A 16721-nucleotide genomic window follows, 5' to 3' on the forward strand; every position below is an offset into this window, starting at 1 on the left:
TCGAGAATAAAGCCTTACCCCATCGCCTCGGCGATCAATTCGTCTGCGGCCTCGGCCAACACCACGTCCTGCGCTTCGCCCGGTACCGTTTCACGGCCGATTTCCAGCATGATCGGCACCGCCAGCGGCGAAACGCGATCCAGCGCACGGTGGGTGATATGCCCTTTGATTCGGGCCAGCATATCTCCTAGCCGCCCAATATCCAAAAGCCCCGTTGCCGCATCGCGGCGTGTCGCCTCCAAAAGAACGTGATCAGGCTCGTGGCTGCGCAACACGTCGTAGATCAGATCGGTCGAGACCGTGACCTGCCGGCCGGTCTTTTCCTTGCCCGGATGACGCCGCTCGATCAACCCGGAAATCACGGCGCAATTGCGGAAAGTCCGCTTCAGCAGATAGCTTTCGGCGAGCCAGGTTTCGAGATCGTCGCCCAGCATGTCTTCGTCGAACAGGTCGGAAAGGCTGAGGCTGCCATCGGCGATCATGCCCCCCATGTCGTTGAGACCATAGACGGCGAGCGAATAGTCGGTGGCGACGAAGCCGAGCGGCCTGCCGCCTGCGCGTTCCAGCCGGCGTGTGAGAAGCATGCCGAGCGTCTGGTGGGCGAGCCGCCCTTCGAAGCAGTAGGCGATCATGAAGAAGCGTTTGCCGCGCGGAAACGTCTCGATCAGCAACTCGTCGCGGCGTGGCAGGATGGAGCGTTCCTTCTGGATCGCCAGCCAGTCGCGCACCTGATCCGGCAAAACCTTCCAGCGCTCCGGATCGGCCAGCATGGCGCGCACCTGATCGGCGAGGTAGGTGGTGAGCGGAAATTTTGCGCCCGCATAGGTCGGGATCATCGGATCGGTGGAATAGGTGTTCGACACCAGGCATTCGTTCTCGCGGATGGTTTCGAACCGCAGCACCTTGCCGGCAAACAGAAACGTATCGCCGGGCACGAGCTGTTCCAGGAACTGTTCCTCCACCTTGCCGAGCGTCATGCCGCCGCGGCCGACCGCGCCCTTGGCATTGCGCTTGACGAGGCGGACACTGAGCTCGGTCGCCTCGACGATGGTGCCGAGGTTGAGTCGGTATTGCTGGGCCACCTGCGCATTCGACACCCGCCAGCGCCCCTCCTCCGTCTTGCGGATCTTGGCGTAACGCTCGTAGGCGCGCAGCGCATAGCCGCCGGTGGCGACGAAATCGACGATCCGTTCGAACATTTCCCACGAAAGGCCCGCATAGGGCGAGGCCGAGATGATCTCGTCATAGAGCTCGAGCGGATCGAACGGCTCGGCGCAGGCCATGCCGAGGACGTGCTGGGCGAGAACATCAAGCGCACCTTCGCCGACCGGCGGCGTATCCTGGGCGCCCAGGTAATTGGCATCGAGCGCCGCCTGGCATTCCATCACCTCGAACCGGTTGCCGGGCACGAGGATCGCCTTCGACGGCTCATCCATGCGGTGATTGGCGCGGCCGATACGCTGGGCAAGACGCGAGGCACCCTTGGGCGCGCCGATATGGAGGACGAGATCGATATCGCCCCAGTCGATCCCCATGTCGAGCGTCGAGGTCGCAACGACGGCGCGCAGCTTGTTTTCGGACATAGCCGCTTCCACCTTGCGACGCTGGCCGGCATCGAGAGAACCGTGGTGAAGGGCGATCGGAAGATTGTCGTCGTTTATGGTCCACAGCGCCTGGAACAGGAATTCCGCCTGGAAGCGGGTGTTGACGAAGATCAGCGTCGTCGCATGGCGCTTGATCTCACGGTAGACGTCCGGAATGGCATAGGCCGAGACATGGCCGCCCCAAGGGATGCGGTTTTCGGTGTCGAGAATGGTGATGTCGGGTGCCGCCCCGCCCGTCACATGGACAAGGCCGGCGGGTTGGGCCGGATGTTCCCCCTGCGGCACCAGCCAGCGCTGGAGATCCATCGGGTCGGCCACGGTGGCCGACAGCCCGATCGTCTGCATGGTCGGTGCAAGCCGGCGCAGGCGCCCGAGGGCGAGCGACAGGAGATGGCCGCGCTTGGAGGTGACCAGCGAATGCAGTTCGTCGAGGACGACGTATTTCAGGTCCTTGAAAAAACGCTCCGCTTCCTTGTTGGCGAGCAGCAGCGACACCTGTTCGGGTGTGGTCAGCAGAATATCGGGAGGGTTGAGCTTCTGGCGCTGTCGTTTCGACTGCGGCGTGTCGCCGGTGCGGTTCTCGACGGTGACGGCAAGCCCCATTTCGGTGACCGGCTTCATCAGGTTGCGTTCGATATCGACCGTCAGGGCCTTCAGCGGCGAGATGTACAGCGTGTGGATGCCGGTAAACGCCGAGCCCGGCGGGATCTTGCCGCGCATGACCAGATCGGTCAGCGACGGCATGAAGCCCGCGAGCGTCTTGCCGGCACCGGTCGGCGCAATCAGCAGCATGTTTTCGCCGGCCTGGGCGCGGGCCAGAAGCTCCAACTGATGGGCGCGCGGAGACCAGCCCTTTTCCGCGAACCATTTGAGGAACGGGCGGGGCAGAGCGACAGCATCAGAGCCGGGCGTTGGGTTTTCGACGAGATCCACGTCGTTAAGGTAAGACGAACCGCGCGAAAATGAAGAGCATTACCGAACGATATATCTATCGGTGCGGTGGTTGATCGCAAGCGTCAGGTTCAGCGTCACCGCGGCGATGACCGAGCAGAGGATGACGAAGGGGCTGGCAACAAGGAAGGACAGGGCCAGCACGACGCAATCAAGGCTGAGCTGCACGAAGCCGGCGCGCCAGCCGAGACGGTCCTGCAGGTAGAGGGCGAGGATGCCGAAACCGCCGAGCGAGGCGCGATGGCGAAACAGGATCAGCATGCCGCATCCGATGAGGAGACCGCCGAACAGGGCGGCGATGACCGGATCGATGGAGCTGATGGTGATCAGCTTCGGCAGGACGCCTGTCAGCACCGACGTGACCGCGACGGCGGAGAAGGTCTTGACAGTGAAGACGGGACCGAGACGCTTATAGGCAAGCCAGTAGAACGGCAGGTTGAGCAGGAAGAATGCGGCGCCGAAACTGATATCGACCGAATAGCGCAGCAGGAAGCCGATCCCTGCCGTGCCGCCGATCAGAAGATTTGCGGCCTGCAGCAGCACGACGCCCAGCGCTGCCAGCATGGAACCGGCAAGGATCGCCTGCACATCTTCGATGAGCGAGTGTTTTTCCGAGCTTGAAGCCCAAAGGCCGACGGGGCTCTTTTTGTCGGTCACGTTTGCCATCAGCGCACCGCGATATAGCGATCGGAGCGATGGTTGACGGTCAAGAGCAGGTTGAGCACGACAGCACTCAGCAGCGACCAGACCACGGTCATCGGGCTGACGACGAAAAAGGCAGCGGCCATGACGCAGAGATCGAAACCCAACTGGACGAGCCCTGCCGGGATCTTGAACCGGTCCTGGATGTAGATCGCGAGAATGCCGATGCCGCCAAGCGAGGCGCGGTGCCGGTAAAGGCCCAGAAGGCCGAAGCCGATCAGGATGCCGCCGAGCAGCGCTGCCCAGAACGGATCGAGATACTGGATCACCAGAAAGCGCTTCTCCAGCTCGGCAATGACGGAAACGCCGGCAATGGCGATGAAGGTCTTGACCGAGAAGCCGAGGCCGAGGCGCTTGAAGGACAGGTAGTAGAACGGCAGATTGACGACGAAGAACAGGACGCCGAAGGGAATGTCGAACGCATAATGCAACAGGAAGGCGACGCCGGCCGTGCCGCTGGTAAGGAGCCCGACCTGGTTCAGCAGGTAGAGACCTAGGGCTGCGACCATGGCGCTGATGAACAGGCCCTGCGCATCTTCCAGCATCGTGTGGCGTGCCGGATCAAGGCTGTAGAAACCCATACGGCGCCTTGCTGCAACCTGTTCATCGGCCACGCTATTCCCCTAGATTTTTGGCGATTGTGCACCGCGATAGCAGCTTCATCAAGCGACATCGCTGCGCCCGCCGACGGCCTTTCGAAATAACAACAAAGTGAAGGCTTATCCGGTCTTTCGCGACAGAAACAGTATGCCGTGGATGGGTTTGCCGGCATCCATGCGAATAGTCGTCCGCTCGACGGCGATGAGATCGAAGCCGTAATGCGCGAGCAGGCCGCCGATATAGACTTCCGAATGGGCGTAACGGAGCGAATCCTTGAGCACAAACGTCTCGTCCTCGCCCGCATCTTCCACCGAGAAGGCGAACAGACCCGCCGATGCCAGAAGCTCGGTCACGAGCGGAAAGACGGTTTCGAGCGAGCCGAGATACATCAGCACATCGGCTGCCGAGACGAGGTCGGCGCGGTGGGGCGGAAGCGTGTCGAACAGGCCGGACTGTGCTGCCTCAAGGCTGAGGTCCGATTGCCCTAGGTGATCGTAGAGGTGTTTTTCCGCAGCCTTGGCCAGCATGTTGGCTGACAGGTCGAACCCTTCCAGGCGCCCTGCCCGGTCGCGGATCTCGGCCCCGAACAGGCCGGTGCCGCAGCCGAGATCGACCACGGTCGCAAACGGCCCATGTGGCGCGACCAGCGTGCCAAGCTTTTGCGGGACCGAGTAGTTGAGCTTTTCCACCAGTGACGTATCGAACCTGTCGGCATAATCATCGAACAGGCCTTCGACATAGCGGCTCGGCGGCTGGTCCGGGACATCACCGGCGCCGATCAGCGCGAGCCGCAAGCTGGCACCGAAAATATCGTCGGGCTGCAGCTCGAGCGCACGGCGATAGGCGTCGGCTGCATTCGCAAGCGCTGCCTTTTCGCGGTATTCGCCGAGCCTGAACCATCCGGCTGCCCATGTGGGCACGAGCTCCAGGGCCTGCTCCATCAGTTCCGCGGCGGCCGCAAAATTCTGTCCCTCGGCCAGCATGCGAGCATAATCCGCACGGCGGTCGGCGATGACGTCACCGGAAGAGAACTGGATCGCGCTCATGGCGTGACGGCTTTCACTGGAGTTAAACGGGAATTTCGGCGGCAATTACGGCGACGGCGGAGTTGCGTCATCTCGCCATTCCCCTCGCCCCTCCTGTCACCCGGGCCACAAAAAAACTCAAGTTGTATTTGAGAGGCTAGTGAAGAGTGCCTATGTGACTGGTTGCGGGACTGATCCTGCAGGGCTATGGCAATCCCAAACCAATTTTCAACGGTGGAGACGATCGACGATGGCGGATGGCGTGAACAGGTTCCTCGGCGATTCGATCGGCCGCACGATCATCAAGCTGATCGTCGTCTGCCTGATCGTCGGCTTCGTGCTGGCGTTCTTCGGCTTCACGCCGGACAATATCGTCGACACCATCCGCTATTATTTCCTCGACCTCTGGTACAACGGCTTCCAGGCACTGGGACGCGTCGGCGACTATCTTCTGCTCGGCGCGATCATCGTCGTGCCCGTTTTCATCGTGCTGCGCCTTCTGAGCATTCGCCGCTGAATGTCGATGGTGTCTCTCCCCTCCCGCCGCACGTTTCTGGTGCTCGCCGGCACCGGCCTTCTGCTTGCCGGCTGCTCCACCACATCTGTCATGACGCCGACGCCTGGTTCTGTCGACGAGACGGAAGCAGCCCTTCCGCTCGTCAACAAGCTGCGCCAGGCCCAGGGCCTTTCGCCGCTTGGCCTCGACAGGCCGGCCCAGCAAGCAGCCGGACGGCAGGCCGTTAGAATGGCGAAGGCGAAAGAGATGAAGCACCTGATCGGCTTCGGCGACGATTTCGGCGACCGGATGCGAAAGAGCGAGGTGGCGCTGCCAGCCGCCGAAAACATCGCGACCGGACAGCACACTGTCGGCGAAGCTGTTCAGGCCTGGATCGATTCGCCGAAACACCTGCGCAACATGCTGGGCAGCTACAAGAGCCTCGGCGTTGCCGCCGCCCGCGCAAGCGACGGACGGCTTTACTGGGCGATGGTACTTTCCAACTGATCTAGAGGCTTTTGGCCGCCCACTGGTCGAGATGCGTGTCGCGCAGTTCGCGGATCGATGTGGCCTTTTCCTGGTCAAGCAGAGATGACAGGCCGCGGACGATCGCGGATGGCAGGCCCGGTCCTTCATAGACCATGCAGGAATAGACCTGAACGAGATCGGCTCCGGCGCGGATCTTTTCGAGCGCTTGCGCCGCACTTCCCACACCGCCGACGCCGATGATCGGCAGATCCTTGCCGACCCGCTGGCGCATCTTGGCAAGCACGGTCGTGGAGCGTGAAAACAGCGGCGCGCCGGAAAGGCCGCCCGCTTCTTTCGCCTGGGTCTGGTTGCGCAGACCGTCACGCGCCAGTGTCGTGTTGGAGACGATCAGACCATCCAGCGCATGGGACGTCGCTTCAGCTGCGACATCGTCCATGCCTTCTTCGGTCAAATCCGGCGCGATCTTCAGGAAGATCGGCACGGAACGGCCATGGCGGGTCGCCTCTTCGTCACGCACGGACAGGATTGCCTCAAGCAGCGCCTTCAGACTGTCGCGTGCCTGCAGGTCGCGCAGGCCGGGCGTGTTGGGAGACGAGATATTGGCGGTGAAATAGGTGGCAAGGCCGTAGAATTTGCGGATACCAGCGACGTAATCGGCGATACGGTCCTGTGCGTCCTTGTTGGCGCCGATATTGACACCGACGATGCCGCTTGCGCCTCTACGGGCCGACAGGCGCTGGAACGCTGCCTCGTGCCCCTCGTTGTTGAAGCCGAGCCGGTTGATGATGCCGCGATCTTCGACCAGCCGGAAAATCCGCGGCTTGTCGTTGCCGGCCTGCGGCTTGGGCGTGACGGTACCGACCTCGGTAAATCCGAAGCCGAGCTTCAGGACCGCATCCGGCACTTCGGCATTCTTGTCATAGCCGGCGGCAAGCCCGACGGGGTTTTCGAAGCGGATGCCGGCGATCGTCTGGGCAAGCCGCGGATCGGCTTTCAGGCTGCAGGCCGGCACGACACCGCTTTTCAGCGCCGCGACCGACAGGCCATGGGCTTTTTCCGGATCGAAGACGAACAGACTGCGCGACGCGAACGCCGAAAAGGGCCGCATCACTGTTCCGATCATGGCATTTTCTCCGGAAAGGCATGCTGGCCGTCAACGCCGATCAGCAGTGGCATTTCCCACAGCACGGCCGAAAACGGCAGGAAGCCGTAAAGGTGGGGGAAAAGATCGCCACCGCGAGAGGGTTCGAATTTAAGGGCATCGCCCAGAACCAGCGTGTTGACGGCGACCAGCATCAGGCCCGTCAGGCCGGCGAAATGCCGCTTGGCCGTTTCGCGCGCCTGGGACCCGGTGGAGAAATGGATATAGCCATCACGCAGGTCGATTTCCGCACCTTCGAAGCGGCCGGTCTCCTTAGCCTTGCGCCAAAGTGAATCGGGTACGATCTTGTAGACGATATCGGGCATCACGAACTCCCATAGTCCGGCTCTGATCTATGATCGGCACCGTTTGCCGCAAAGGGCGTTGATTGTCCATGGTGCAATGAGGAGGAAGGATCATGAAAAGGATCACTGCGACACGCGTCTTTGTGACCGTTGCACTTTCGACGCAGATGCTTTCGCTGCCGGCTCAAGCGCAAGACGACCGGCGGTTCCAGCTGGAGCGGACCGAACAGGGGATCGTTCGGCTGGATACGCAAACCGGCGCGATGTCGCTGTGCAACGACACCGACGGAGAACTGGTCTGCCGCATGGCACCGGACGAGCGGGCCGCCTATGAAAACGAACTGGATCTGCTCGAAAAACGGGTGACCGCGCTGGAACAGCGTCTTGCCGATCGCCTCAAGACCTTTCCTGATGACGATGCTGTCGACCGGTCGCTCTCGATCATCGAGCGGCTCATGCGCGGCGTCATGTCGATGGTGCGGGAATTTGGCGGTGAGCCGCAACCGGACAGGACCTGAGTCATGCTATTTTGCAGACTTGTGTCGCGCCACACTCGGCGCTACACATTAGGTATTACAGGGAAAGCACGACTATGCCTTTGGGAGGGGGCGTGGACATGCAGACACTCAACATCATCATTGCCGACGACCATCCGCTTTTCCGCGGTGCGCTGAAACAGGCGATTCAAGGCGTTGCCGACGAAATTGTCATCATCGAAGCGGGCGACTTCGATGCGGCGAGAACAGCGGCCCAAGACAATCCCGATACCGATCTCATGCTGCTCGACCTTGCCATGCCGGGCGTGAGCGGATTTGCGGGCCTGACGTCGCTCAGGTCGGCCTTTCCGGCGCTACCGGTGATCATCGTTTCAGCCACGGACGATCGCAGCACGATCAGGCGGGCGCTCGATCTGGGCGCTTCCGGCTTCATTTCCAAATCCTGCGGGCTGGACGATATCAGGGCCGGAATACAGGCCGTGCTGGAAGGCGATATCTGGGTGCCGAAAGGCGAGACATCGCAGAGCGAGGAAGACGCCGCAAGATCAGACATTCTCGACCGTCTGCGGACGCTGACGCCCCAGCAGCACCGGGTTCTGTCGATGCTTGGCGAAGGCCTGCTCAACAAGCAGATCGCCTACGAGCTGGGCGTCTCGGAGGCGACCATCAAGGCGCATGTCTCGGCTATTCTTTTGAAGCTGAACGTCGATAGTCGCACCCAAGCCGTCATCAAGCTCGGCCGGCTCAACATGGCCATGGTGGCGTAGGATAGCAGCAAAGGATTTTATTCCTTTTCTGCTTTACGAAATCCCCCTGCTGGGCTAAATTCTGCGACGAGCAAGCGGAGATCGCTCATCTCCGGGCGGCGGCCTTGAGGGCCGGTATCCTTGACGCTTGCATCCAACGGGACTGATCGGCAATGGCAGGCGGAAGGCGGCAACGGCTGTTTCCTCTTGTGCCGGGGGCAGGGACGACGATGCTGTCACATGAGACGATATGGATCGCGATCGACACGCTGGCTGAGCGTCATCAGCTGTCGCCGTCCGGGCTTGCCCGACGCGCAGGACTGGATCCGACCTCGTTCAACAAGTCGAAACGGCTTGGCCCCGACGGACGTCTGCGATGGCCCTCGACGGAATCGATTGCCAAAGTTCTGGAAGCGACCGGCGCAACGGTCGATCAGTTCATGAGCTATCTGCCGCATGCGATGGGCAGGTCGCAACTTCCCGACGGCAATTTTCCCTCCCAGAACGGCACGATCCCGCTGCTCGGCTTTGCCCAGGCCGGCTCCGGCGGCTTTTTCGACGATGGCGGTTTTCCTGCCGGACAGGGCTGGGATGTGGTGGAATTTCCCGTCGATCCCGCCCGAAAAGCCGGTGTCTACGCGCTCGAGGTCCAGGGCGATTCCATGATGCCGCTCTATCGGGACGGCGACGTGCTGATCGTCGAGCCCGGCGCACAGGTTCGGCGTGGCGACCGCGTGGTGTTGAAAACCCGCGAGGGCGAAGTGATGGCGAAAGTTCTGGCGCGCCAGAGTGCGCGCCTGATCGAGCTTCTGTCGCTCAACCCCGAACACGCGAACCGTTCCTTCGACACGGCCGATGTGGAATGGATGGCACGGATCATCTGGGCGAGCCAGTAAGCCGCGTTGCATTCAACGTATCTTGAGAAAAAATTCCTTGGTCTCAATAGAGGCCGTTCGGGAAATAGCGCAGGTAGAGTTCCTGCAGGCGGCCGTTGCGCGACAATTCGGCCAGCGCCTGATCAAAGGCGGCGGCAAGGGTCGGATCGTTTCTGCGGACCATGATGGTCAGGCCCTCGCCTAGAAATTTCTGCGACAGGTAGGGGCCGTCGAACAGGCTGCAACAGGTCTCCGATGCCTCGCTTGCGACCCAGAACGGCAGGCGAAGGCCATCGGCAAAGACCGCATCGACTTGTCTCTCCTTCAGCGCTGCCAGCATGTCCTCGTAACTGTCGAACGGCTTTTGCGTGATCTTCGGGAAGAACGCTCTTAGCATCGCCTCATGCGCCGTTCCCTTGACGACACCGACCGGACGATCGCTGAGGTCCGATACCGTGGTCGCAGCCGGTGTCGCCGCGTTGTTGCGGGCAAACCTTGCCGGGATACCGAGATAGGGCCTGGAAAAAAGAAAGCGCTGCCGCAGCGACGGAGTTGCAGCGACCGCTGCCATCACGGCCTCCCCGCCCCCGTCTTCCAGGGTCTTTTCGAGATCCGCGAAGGGCATGGCCTGAATCTGGCACTTTGCCTCGATCTTCAGGACCGAGCAAATCTCGCGGGCGAGATCGATGTTGAAGCCTGACAGCCGGCCCGATTGATCTGCGAAATTGAAAGGGGGGAAATCGACTGTCGTCAGGATGCGCACGCGCAGGATTGTCGACAGATCCTGACGCTCCACGCGTTCTCGTGCGTCAAACATCAGCGGAAGCTGGGTCGCCGGGGTAGAAGGCGGAGCGGTGGAGGCCGCAAGTGCCTGCGTTGCGGACAGAAGTCCGTGTATCACCACCACCAAGAGCTGCATAAACTTGAAAACACCACTGCTTTTTAGGGATGTAATCAGGTATCGCATCTTTATGATCCGTGTGGGGCAATAGGGGTTCGTCTGCGGACGGTGTAGCAGCAACATGCGCTCAGAGGAACATGCTTCGCAGCCGACCTATCACGACGAAACGGGGGCGCCGCCGACCGACGAGACCGAGTCCGGGCAATTGCTCGACTTTCGTCCCGGCATCCAGGTCGAGCTGACAGCGCTTGCGGCCCTCGGTTTCTCGAAACCGTTGATCGCCAAGCTGGCTGGCCTCTCCAGGCAAAACGGGACGACGGTCGAGGCCGAGCTTCTGGCAAGCGGCGACGTGAGGGAAGACGCCTATTACGGTGCCATCGCCCGTCTGCTGCGACTTCCCTTCGTCTCGTCGCTCGATCCCGCGCTTGTCGTTATCCTGCCCTCGACCGACGCCCAGCTGACACGCCCGACCATGGTGAGGATCGCCCATCGCAACAAGGCGCAGGAAATCGCCATCGTGCCGGAGGCGGCGCGACTTTCGCAGATTGCGGCAACGCTTGCGACCCTGCCGCTTGTGGGCCGCGATCTCGTCATCACCACGCCGAGCGCCATTCGCGAATCCGTCTGGAAAGCCGATGCAGCGCGCCGCATCCGCGAGACCACGAATACCCTGTTCGAGCAGAGACCCCTGCTGTCGGCCCGCGTTGTGCTCGCAGGCCACCAGGGCTTTTACGGTGGGTCGTTTCTGACGACCCTTGCCTGTCTCCTGCTGATTGCACCGATCGATACGCTGCTTGCGCTGCATATCGTCCTGTCGCTCACCTATTTCTCGACGCTCTGTCTTCGGCTTTCGGCGATGATCCGGCAAACGTTGGTGGCGCCTGAACGCGTGCCAGTCGCTCCACCGTTCGGGCTGCTGCCGCGTTACACTATTCTGGTCGCACTCTACCGCGAAGAGGACATGGCCGAGCAGTTGGTCGCAAGCCTCAAGCGGCTGGACTGGCCCGCATCTCTGCTCGACATCAAGTTCGTATGCGAAATCGACGACCGGCAGACGATCGAAGCCTTGAAGGCGCTTGAGCCTGGCCCCCAGTTCGAGATCGTCGAAGTGCCGGCCTATGGTCCGCGGACGAAGCCAAAGGCTCTCACCTATGCGCTGAAAGGTGCGCGCGGCGAATTCACGGCAATCTACGACGCCGAGGACAGGCCGCACCCGCTACAACTCCGCGAGGCGTACCGACGGTTTCGCGCGGCACCATCCGAACTTGCCTGCCTGCAGGCACCACTGATCATCACCAACGCCCGGGAAAGCTGGTTGAGCGCGTTGTTTTCGCTCGAATATGCAGCGCTGTTTCGCGGCCTTTTGCCGATGCTCGGGAGAATGAACATGCCGCTTCCACTCGGCGGCACGTCCAACCATTTCCGCACCAGCGCGCTGATCGCAGCCGGCGGATGGGATCCGTACAACGTGACGGAAGACGCCGATCTTGGCATGCGGCTCTACCGGCTCGGCTTTACCGCCGACGTGATGCGGCACCAGACGCTGGAGGACGCGCCTTTATCGATCAAGGTGTGGACGTCGCAGAGAAGCCGCTGGTTCAAGGGCTGGCTGCAAACCTGGCTGGTGCTGATGCGCGACCCGGCGCGGCTGATCGGCGAAATCGGCATCAAGCCTTTCTGCGTGATCCAATTGCTGGTGGGCGGCATGCTTTTGTCATCGCTGCTGCATCCGCTGATCCTCGTCTTTCTCGGCGTCGGCTTCTCAGCAATGCTGCGGGCGCCGATCGACACGCTGCCGGTCGAGGTCGTCGGCCTGTTCGCGATCGACTTCACCAACATTCTCGGCAGCTATCTCATCTTCCTCGGCCTCGGCATCGGATCGATGACCAACCACGAAAAGCGCCTCGTCGGCCGTCGCTGGGTTGCGGTGCCGCTCTACTGGATGATGACATCCTTCGCCGCCTGGAAGGCGCTGTGGGAACTCAGGACAAAGCCGTTCCACTGGAGCAAGACACCCCACATGCCGCGACGGAAGGAGAGCTGATCGGGAGGGGGATTGGAGCGGGTGAAGGGAATCGAACCCTCGTATTCAGCTTGGGAAGCTGCTGCTCTACCATTGAGCTACACCCGCGTCGGGGGAAGGTTTCCAACAATGGGCCTTGTCTGTCAAGGTCGCCGGGGTGGAAGCGTCCGGGGATGTCCTAGCTGCGGAAATGCTTGGAGAGTTTGAGGCCCTGCGCCTGATAGTTCGAGCCGAGGCCGGAGCCGTAGAGGCCCTGGGGTTCTTCCAGCATGTGTTCGTAGACGAGGCGACCGACGATCTGGCCGTCTTCGAGGATGAACGGGACCTCGTGGCTGCGCACCTCTAGGACTGCGCGGCTGCCGCGGCCGCCGGCGGCCTCGTGGCCGAAGCCGGGGTCGAAGAAGCCGGCGTAATGGACGCGGAATTCGCCGACCAGCGGGTCGAACGGTGTCATTTCGGCCGCGTAGAGCGGTGGCACATGGACGGCCTCGCGCGAGACGAGGATGTAGAATTCATCCGGATCCAGAATCAGTTCGTTGCGGCCGCGGCTGTGGATCGGCTCCCAGAAATCGAACAGATCATGCTGGGCCTTCTTGTCGACATCGACGACGGCCGTGTGGTGCTTGCCGCGGTAGCCGATCAGGCCATCGTTGTCGCCGGCAAGGTCGATCGATAGCGCTATGCCGCCGCCGGAAATGTTCGGCTGCGCGGCGGCGACCAGCGTTTCGGCTCCATGCAGCGCCAACAGCTCCGGCTCCTGCAGAAGGGCGTTGCCGACGCGGAAGCGGATCTGCGACAGGCGCGAGCCTTGGCGCACGACGATCGGAAATGTGCGCGGGGAAATTTCGAGATAGAGCGGACCGCGATAGCCTGAAGGGATCTTGTCGAACTCCTGGGCGCGATCGGTGATGACGCGGGTAAAGATATCGAGGCGGCCGGTGGAGCTTTTCGGATTGGCCGAAGCCGACATCTCGGCCGGCAGATCGAGGCTTTCCATCAGCGGCACGATATAGACGCAGCCGGTTTCGAGGACGGCGCTTTCGGAGAGATCGATGACGTGCAGGCTGAGGCGCTCGAGCTTGTCGGACACGAGGCTCATCGGCCCCGGCATGAACGAGGCGCGCACGCGAAACGCCTTCTGCCCCAAGCGCAGATCAAGGCTCGCCGGCTGGATCTGGTCCTGATCAAGCGCCCTCTCGGACTTCAGCCGTCCTTGTTCGAAGAGCGCCGCAATTGCGCGGTCCGCCAGAATTCCCGTTTCGCGAGCCATCATGTCTCTTTCAGATTTTGGGGGCGACAAAACCAAATGCGGACCATTGACGCAAGCGGAAGCGAGGCGTAAGGCAGCTTTATCCCGTGGTGATTTGGCCGGTCGGCTTGCAGCCACGTTAAACAAGTGGCTAAAAAGACCGGGTTGAAAACCGGTCTGCGATTGCGGCCGGTTTTTTTGTATCACGAAGGTGATGAACACATGAGCAAATCCCCGAACAAGAACTGGCGCCCGGCCACCACGCTCGTCCATGGCGGCACGCTGCGCTCGCAATATGGCGAGATGTCGGAAGCCATCTACCTGACGCAGGGCTTCGCCTACGACAGTTCAGAAGCCGCCGAGGCCCGTTTCAAGGGCGAGGCCGACGGCTATATCTATGCCCGCTACGGCAGCCCCACCAACGACATGTTCGAAAAGCGCATGTGTGCGCTGGAGGGTGCAGAAGAAGCCCGCGCCACCGCCTCCGGCATGGCCGCCATCACGGCAGCGCTCATGTGCCAGCTTCGCGCCGGCGACCATATCGTTGCCGCGCGGGCCCTGTTCGGTTCCTGCCGCTGGGTTGTCGAAACGCTCGCCCCGCGCTACGGCATCGAATGCACGCTGGTGGACGGTCGCGACCTTGCCAACTGGGAAGCGGCGATCAAGCCCAACACCAAGGTGTTTTTCCTGGAAAGCCCGACAAACCCGACGCTGGAAGTGATCGACATTGCCGGCGTTGCCAAGCTTGCCAATCAGGTCGGCGCCCGTCTGGTGGTCGACAATGTGTTTGCAACGCCGCTCTTCCAGCGGCCGTTGGAACTCGGCGCCCATGTGGTCGTCTATTCCGCCACCAAGCATATCGACGGCCAGGGCCGCAGCCTTGCCGGCGTCATCCTTTCGGACCGCGAATGGGTTCTGGAGCACCTGCAGGACTATTATCGCCATACCGGTCCGGCAATGTCGCCGTTCACGGCATGGACACTGATCAAGGGGCTGGAAACGCTGCCGATCCGTGTTGCCCAGCAGACGTCGAATGCGGCAAAGATCGCCGATTTCCTGGCCGAGCAGTCCAAGGTCGCGAAAGTGATCTATCCCGGTCGCAAAGACCATCCGCAGGCCGATATCATCGCCAAGCAGATGACGGGCGGATCGACGCTGGTCTGTTTCGAGCTGAAGGGCGGCAAGGAAGCGGCCTTCAAGCTGCAGAATGCCATGGAGGTGGTCACCATCTCCAACAATCTCGGCGACACCCGCTCGATCATCACGCATCCGGCAACGACGACGCACAAAAACCTCAGCGACGAAGCCCGTACGGAACTGGGAATTTCGCCCGGCACCGTGCGCTTTTCGGCCGGCATCGAGGATGCGGACGACCTGCTGGAAGATTTCGCGCAGGCGCTGAAGCAGATCTGATCGACTTTACGCCGAACGATGGGTAGACCCGGAACGCTCCGGGTTTACCATATCAGTTATCCCTATCATCAAGAACGCGACATTGCCTCAGATGCAAGCCGCGAGAATTCTTGACCTTTCTCCCCCACTGTACGATATCGGCACGATGAGCAATCTTGAGGTGCCAATGTACCGCGCCCGCACCAGAGACATAGACGTCGCCGTCGAGCCCTATTATCTCGAGGAGCAGTCGAGCCCCGAGGACAGTCGTTATGTCTGGGGATACCGGATCGTGATCGAGAACAAGTCCTCGATCAGCGTCACGCTCGTGCATCGCTACTGGAACATCACGGACGAAAACGGGATCGTCGACGAGGTCGACGGACCAGGCGTCGTTGGCGACCAGCCGCGACTGGAGCCGGGCGACAGCTACGAATATTCGTCCGGGTGCCCGCTCGACACGCCATCCGGCGTCATGTTCGGCACCTACGATATGAAGACGGACGAAGGCGAGACTTTCAAAGTCGACATTCCCGCCTTCTCGCTGGATTCACCAGGCGTCGTGCGCGTTCTGAACTGACCCGCAAGGCGGATCAGGCGCTTTCGAATTCTTCCGTCACGAACTTGTAGGTGGTCGAGCAGAACTCGCAGGTTACCGCGATTTCTCCATCTTCCACACTCGCGTGGATTTCTTCTGCAGAGAACCCGTCTAGCACGCCCTTGATCTTGTCGCGCGAGCAGCTGCAGCGGTCGAACACCGTCTGCGGATCATAGACCCGCACGCCGCGCTCGTGGAACAGCCGGAACAGCAGCCGTTCGATCGCCACCTGCGGATCGGTCAGCTCGTCCGTATCGATGGTGCCGACCAGCGTGCTCGCCTCTAACCAGGCATCGTCCTCGACTTCGACGGCATCGCGTTCGTCACCGTCGCCGCCATGCAGGTCGGGCTGGCGCATGCGCTCAGGCGCCTGCGGAAGGAACTGGGCGACAAGTCCGCCGGCGCGCCAGTTGTGGCGTGGGTTGCCGTCCTCGTCGCGGTCGATGAGTTCGGCGACGGCAAGGCGAACCCGGGTCGGGATCTGTTCGGACTGGCGGAAGTAGACGCCGGCCATTTCTTCAAGCGACGAGCCGTCCATCGGCACGATGCCCTGATAGGGCTGCATGCCGCGGCCCTGATCGATCGTCAGCGCAAGAAAGCCATGGCCGAGCAGTTCGGCAGGCGAGATCTTGCCGTTCTCGACAGCTTCGGCCAGCGCATCCTCGTCGTAGCGGGCATAGGCGCGCAGTGCATCCGGCGTGGAGAAATCGGCAACCAGCAGGTCGACCGGGCCGTCGCCCTTGGTCTGCATGGTGAACTTGCCTTCGAATTTCAGCGAAGTGCCCAGCAGTGCAGTGAGCACGACGGCTTCCGCCAGCAGCCGCGCGACCGGTGCCGGATAATCGTGCCGTCCGAGGATCGCGTTGAGGAGTGGCCCGAGCTGGACTGCACGGCCACGCACATCAAGACCATCCACCTGGAAGGGCACGACGCGGTCGTCGCCGGCAAAATCGAGTTCGTTCAGTTCAACAGTCGCTTCCGCCATGAGTTAACTCCTTCGCGCCGGCGCTCTCAGTTCCTCGAACGCTTTTACACAAGCGCCAGCCGCAGCGGAACCGCCGGCCGGGGATTTGAGAACGTTGACGATATCGTGTTGAAGCGCCGCACTCGTTCGGCGGCGCGCTTTG

General features: G+C 61.7%; 17 protein-coding genes, 1 tRNA gene and 1 riboswitch. Of the genes, 8 read left to right on the forward strand and 10 right to left on the reverse strand.

The features are described 5' to 3' along the window. Nucleotides 1–14: 14 nt before the first annotated feature. The 4 genes from ACQY1L_RS12740 to ACQY1L_RS12755 form a co-directional block, all read right to left on the reverse strand. Nucleotides 15–2537: a ligase-associated DNA damage response DEXH box helicase gene (locus ACQY1L_RS12740; RefSeq protein ID WP_430241059.1), complete on the reverse strand. Its 2523-nt coding sequence runs from the start codon at nt 2535–2537 to the stop codon at nt 15–17. Nucleotides 2538–2576: 39 nt separating this feature from the next. Next, complete coding sequence (locus ACQY1L_RS12745) at nt 2577–3221, reverse strand: YitT family protein (protein ID WP_430241060.1); 645 nt, start codon at nt 3219–3221, stop codon at nt 2577–2579. Beyond that, nucleotides 3221–3838 (reverse strand): YitT family protein, encoded by a 618-nt coding sequence (locus ACQY1L_RS12750; RefSeq protein WP_062453896.1) that lies wholly within the window; start codon nt 3836–3838, stop codon nt 3221–3223. Before ACQY1L_RS12750 ends, ACQY1L_RS12745 begins: the two co-directional genes overlap by 1 nt. A 138-nt stretch (nt 3839–3976) precedes the next feature. Next, nucleotides 3977–4903 (reverse strand): methyltransferase, encoded by a 927-nt coding sequence (locus tag ACQY1L_RS12755; protein ID WP_430241061.1) that lies wholly within the window; start codon nt 4901–4903, stop codon nt 3977–3979. 229 nt (nt 4904–5132) lie between these two features. Here ACQY1L_RS12755 and ACQY1L_RS12760 point away from each other — a divergent pair, with 229 nt between their 5' ends. Then, on the forward strand, nt 5133–5399 hold the full coding sequence (locus tag ACQY1L_RS12760) for a DUF6460 domain-containing protein (RefSeq protein ID WP_062453898.1): 267 nt from the start codon (nt 5133–5135) through the stop codon (nt 5397–5399). Further along, on the forward strand, nt 5400–5885 hold the full coding sequence (locus ACQY1L_RS12765) for a CAP domain-containing protein (RefSeq protein WP_175487290.1): 486 nt from the start codon (nt 5400–5402) through the stop codon (nt 5883–5885). A 1-nt stretch (nt 5886) separates the two neighbouring features. Here the strand turns inward: ACQY1L_RS12765 and ACQY1L_RS12770 are convergent, their stop codons facing one another. Together ACQY1L_RS12770 and ACQY1L_RS12775 are read right to left on the reverse strand one after the other, a co-directional pair. Continuing rightward, nucleotides 5887–6975 carry a quinone-dependent dihydroorotate dehydrogenase gene (locus tag ACQY1L_RS12770; protein ID WP_430243950.1) on the reverse strand — a complete coding sequence of 363 codons (1089 nt, stop codon included), beginning with the start codon at nt 6973–6975 and terminating at the stop codon, nt 5887–5889. A gap of 11 nt (nt 6976–6986) precedes the next feature. Next, nucleotides 6987–7334, reverse strand: coding sequence for a DUF952 domain-containing protein (locus ACQY1L_RS12775; RefSeq protein WP_062453901.1), 348 nt, complete (start codon nt 7332–7334; stop codon nt 6987–6989). Nucleotides 7335–7426: 92 nt separating this feature from the next. On the opposite strand from ACQY1L_RS12775, the gene ACQY1L_RS12780 reads away from it, so the two are divergent. The 3 genes from ACQY1L_RS12780 (at nt 7427) to ACQY1L_RS12790 (ending at nt 9452) form a co-directional block, all read left to right on the forward strand. Then, nucleotides 7427–7831: a hypothetical protein gene (locus tag ACQY1L_RS12780; RefSeq protein ID WP_430241062.1), complete on the forward strand. Its 405-nt coding sequence runs from the start codon at nt 7427–7429 to the stop codon at nt 7829–7831. Nucleotides 7832–7929: 98 nt separating this feature from the next. Then, on the forward strand, nt 7930–8577 hold the full coding sequence (locus ACQY1L_RS12785) for a response regulator (protein WP_430241063.1): 648 nt from the start codon (nt 7930–7932) through the stop codon (nt 8575–8577). A gap of 209 nt (nt 8578–8786) precedes the next feature. Next, a complete protein-coding gene (locus tag ACQY1L_RS12790) occupies nt 8787–9452 on the forward strand; it encodes a S24 family peptidase (RefSeq protein WP_062453904.1) in 666 nt (221 codons plus the stop codon). A gap of 43 nt (nt 9453–9495) precedes the next feature. Here ACQY1L_RS12790 and ACQY1L_RS12795 read toward each other — a convergent pair whose 3' ends face one another. After that, the gene (locus ACQY1L_RS12795; RefSeq protein ID WP_430241064.1) at nt 9496–10350 is read right to left on the reverse strand and encodes a transporter substrate-binding domain-containing protein; all 855 of its coding nucleotides are present in this window, start codon (nt 10348–10350) and stop codon (nt 9496–9498) included. Between the two features lie 103 nt (nt 10351–10453). On the opposite strand from ACQY1L_RS12795, the gene ACQY1L_RS12800 reads away from it, so the two are divergent. Then, on the forward strand, nt 10454–12376 hold the full coding sequence (locus tag ACQY1L_RS12800) for a glycosyltransferase family 2 protein (RefSeq protein ID WP_430241065.1): 1923 nt from the start codon (nt 10454–10456) through the stop codon (nt 12374–12376). 13 nt (nt 12377–12389) lie between these two features. Here ACQY1L_RS12800 and ACQY1L_RS12805 read toward each other — a convergent pair. Both ACQY1L_RS12805 and ACQY1L_RS12810 read right to left on the reverse strand, forming a co-directional pair. Next, nucleotides 12390–12463 (reverse strand) — tRNA-Gly (locus ACQY1L_RS12805). A 70-nt stretch (nt 12464–12533) separates the two neighbouring features. Then, nucleotides 12534–13628: a 2'-deoxycytidine 5'-triphosphate deaminase gene (locus tag ACQY1L_RS12810; protein WP_062453921.1), complete on the reverse strand. Its 1095-nt coding sequence runs from the start codon at nt 13626–13628 to the stop codon at nt 12534–12536. 73 nt (nt 13629–13701) lie between these two features. Then, nucleotides 13702–13780, forward strand: a riboswitch (SAM riboswitch). Nucleotides 13781–13826: 46 nt separating this feature from the next. Between ACQY1L_RS12810 and ACQY1L_RS12815 the strand changes: the two genes are divergently transcribed. Next, entirely contained in the window at nt 13827–15017 is a 1191-nt protein-coding gene (locus ACQY1L_RS12815; protein ID WP_062578956.1) for an O-succinylhomoserine sulfhydrylase, read from the forward strand. A 166-nt stretch (nt 15018–15183) separates the two neighbouring features. After that, on the forward strand, nt 15184–15576 hold the full coding sequence (gene apaG, locus ACQY1L_RS12820) for a Co2+/Mg2+ efflux protein ApaG (RefSeq protein WP_062453923.1): 393 nt from the start codon (nt 15184–15186) through the stop codon (nt 15574–15576). Nucleotides 15577–15589: 13 nt separating this feature from the next. Here the strand turns inward: apaG and ACQY1L_RS12825 are convergent, their stop codons facing one another. Continuing rightward, complete coding sequence (locus ACQY1L_RS12825; RefSeq protein ID WP_092663650.1) at nt 15590–16579, reverse strand: Hsp33 family molecular chaperone; 990 nt, start codon at nt 16577–16579, stop codon at nt 15590–15592. Nucleotides 16580–16721 lie beyond the last annotated feature (142 nt).

Origin of the sequence: Neorhizobium sp. DAR64862/K0K3 (genome assembly GCF_050500185.1) — a bacterium.
Taxonomy (GTDB): Bacteria; Pseudomonadota; Alphaproteobacteria; order Rhizobiales; family Rhizobiaceae; genus Neorhizobium; species Neorhizobium soli.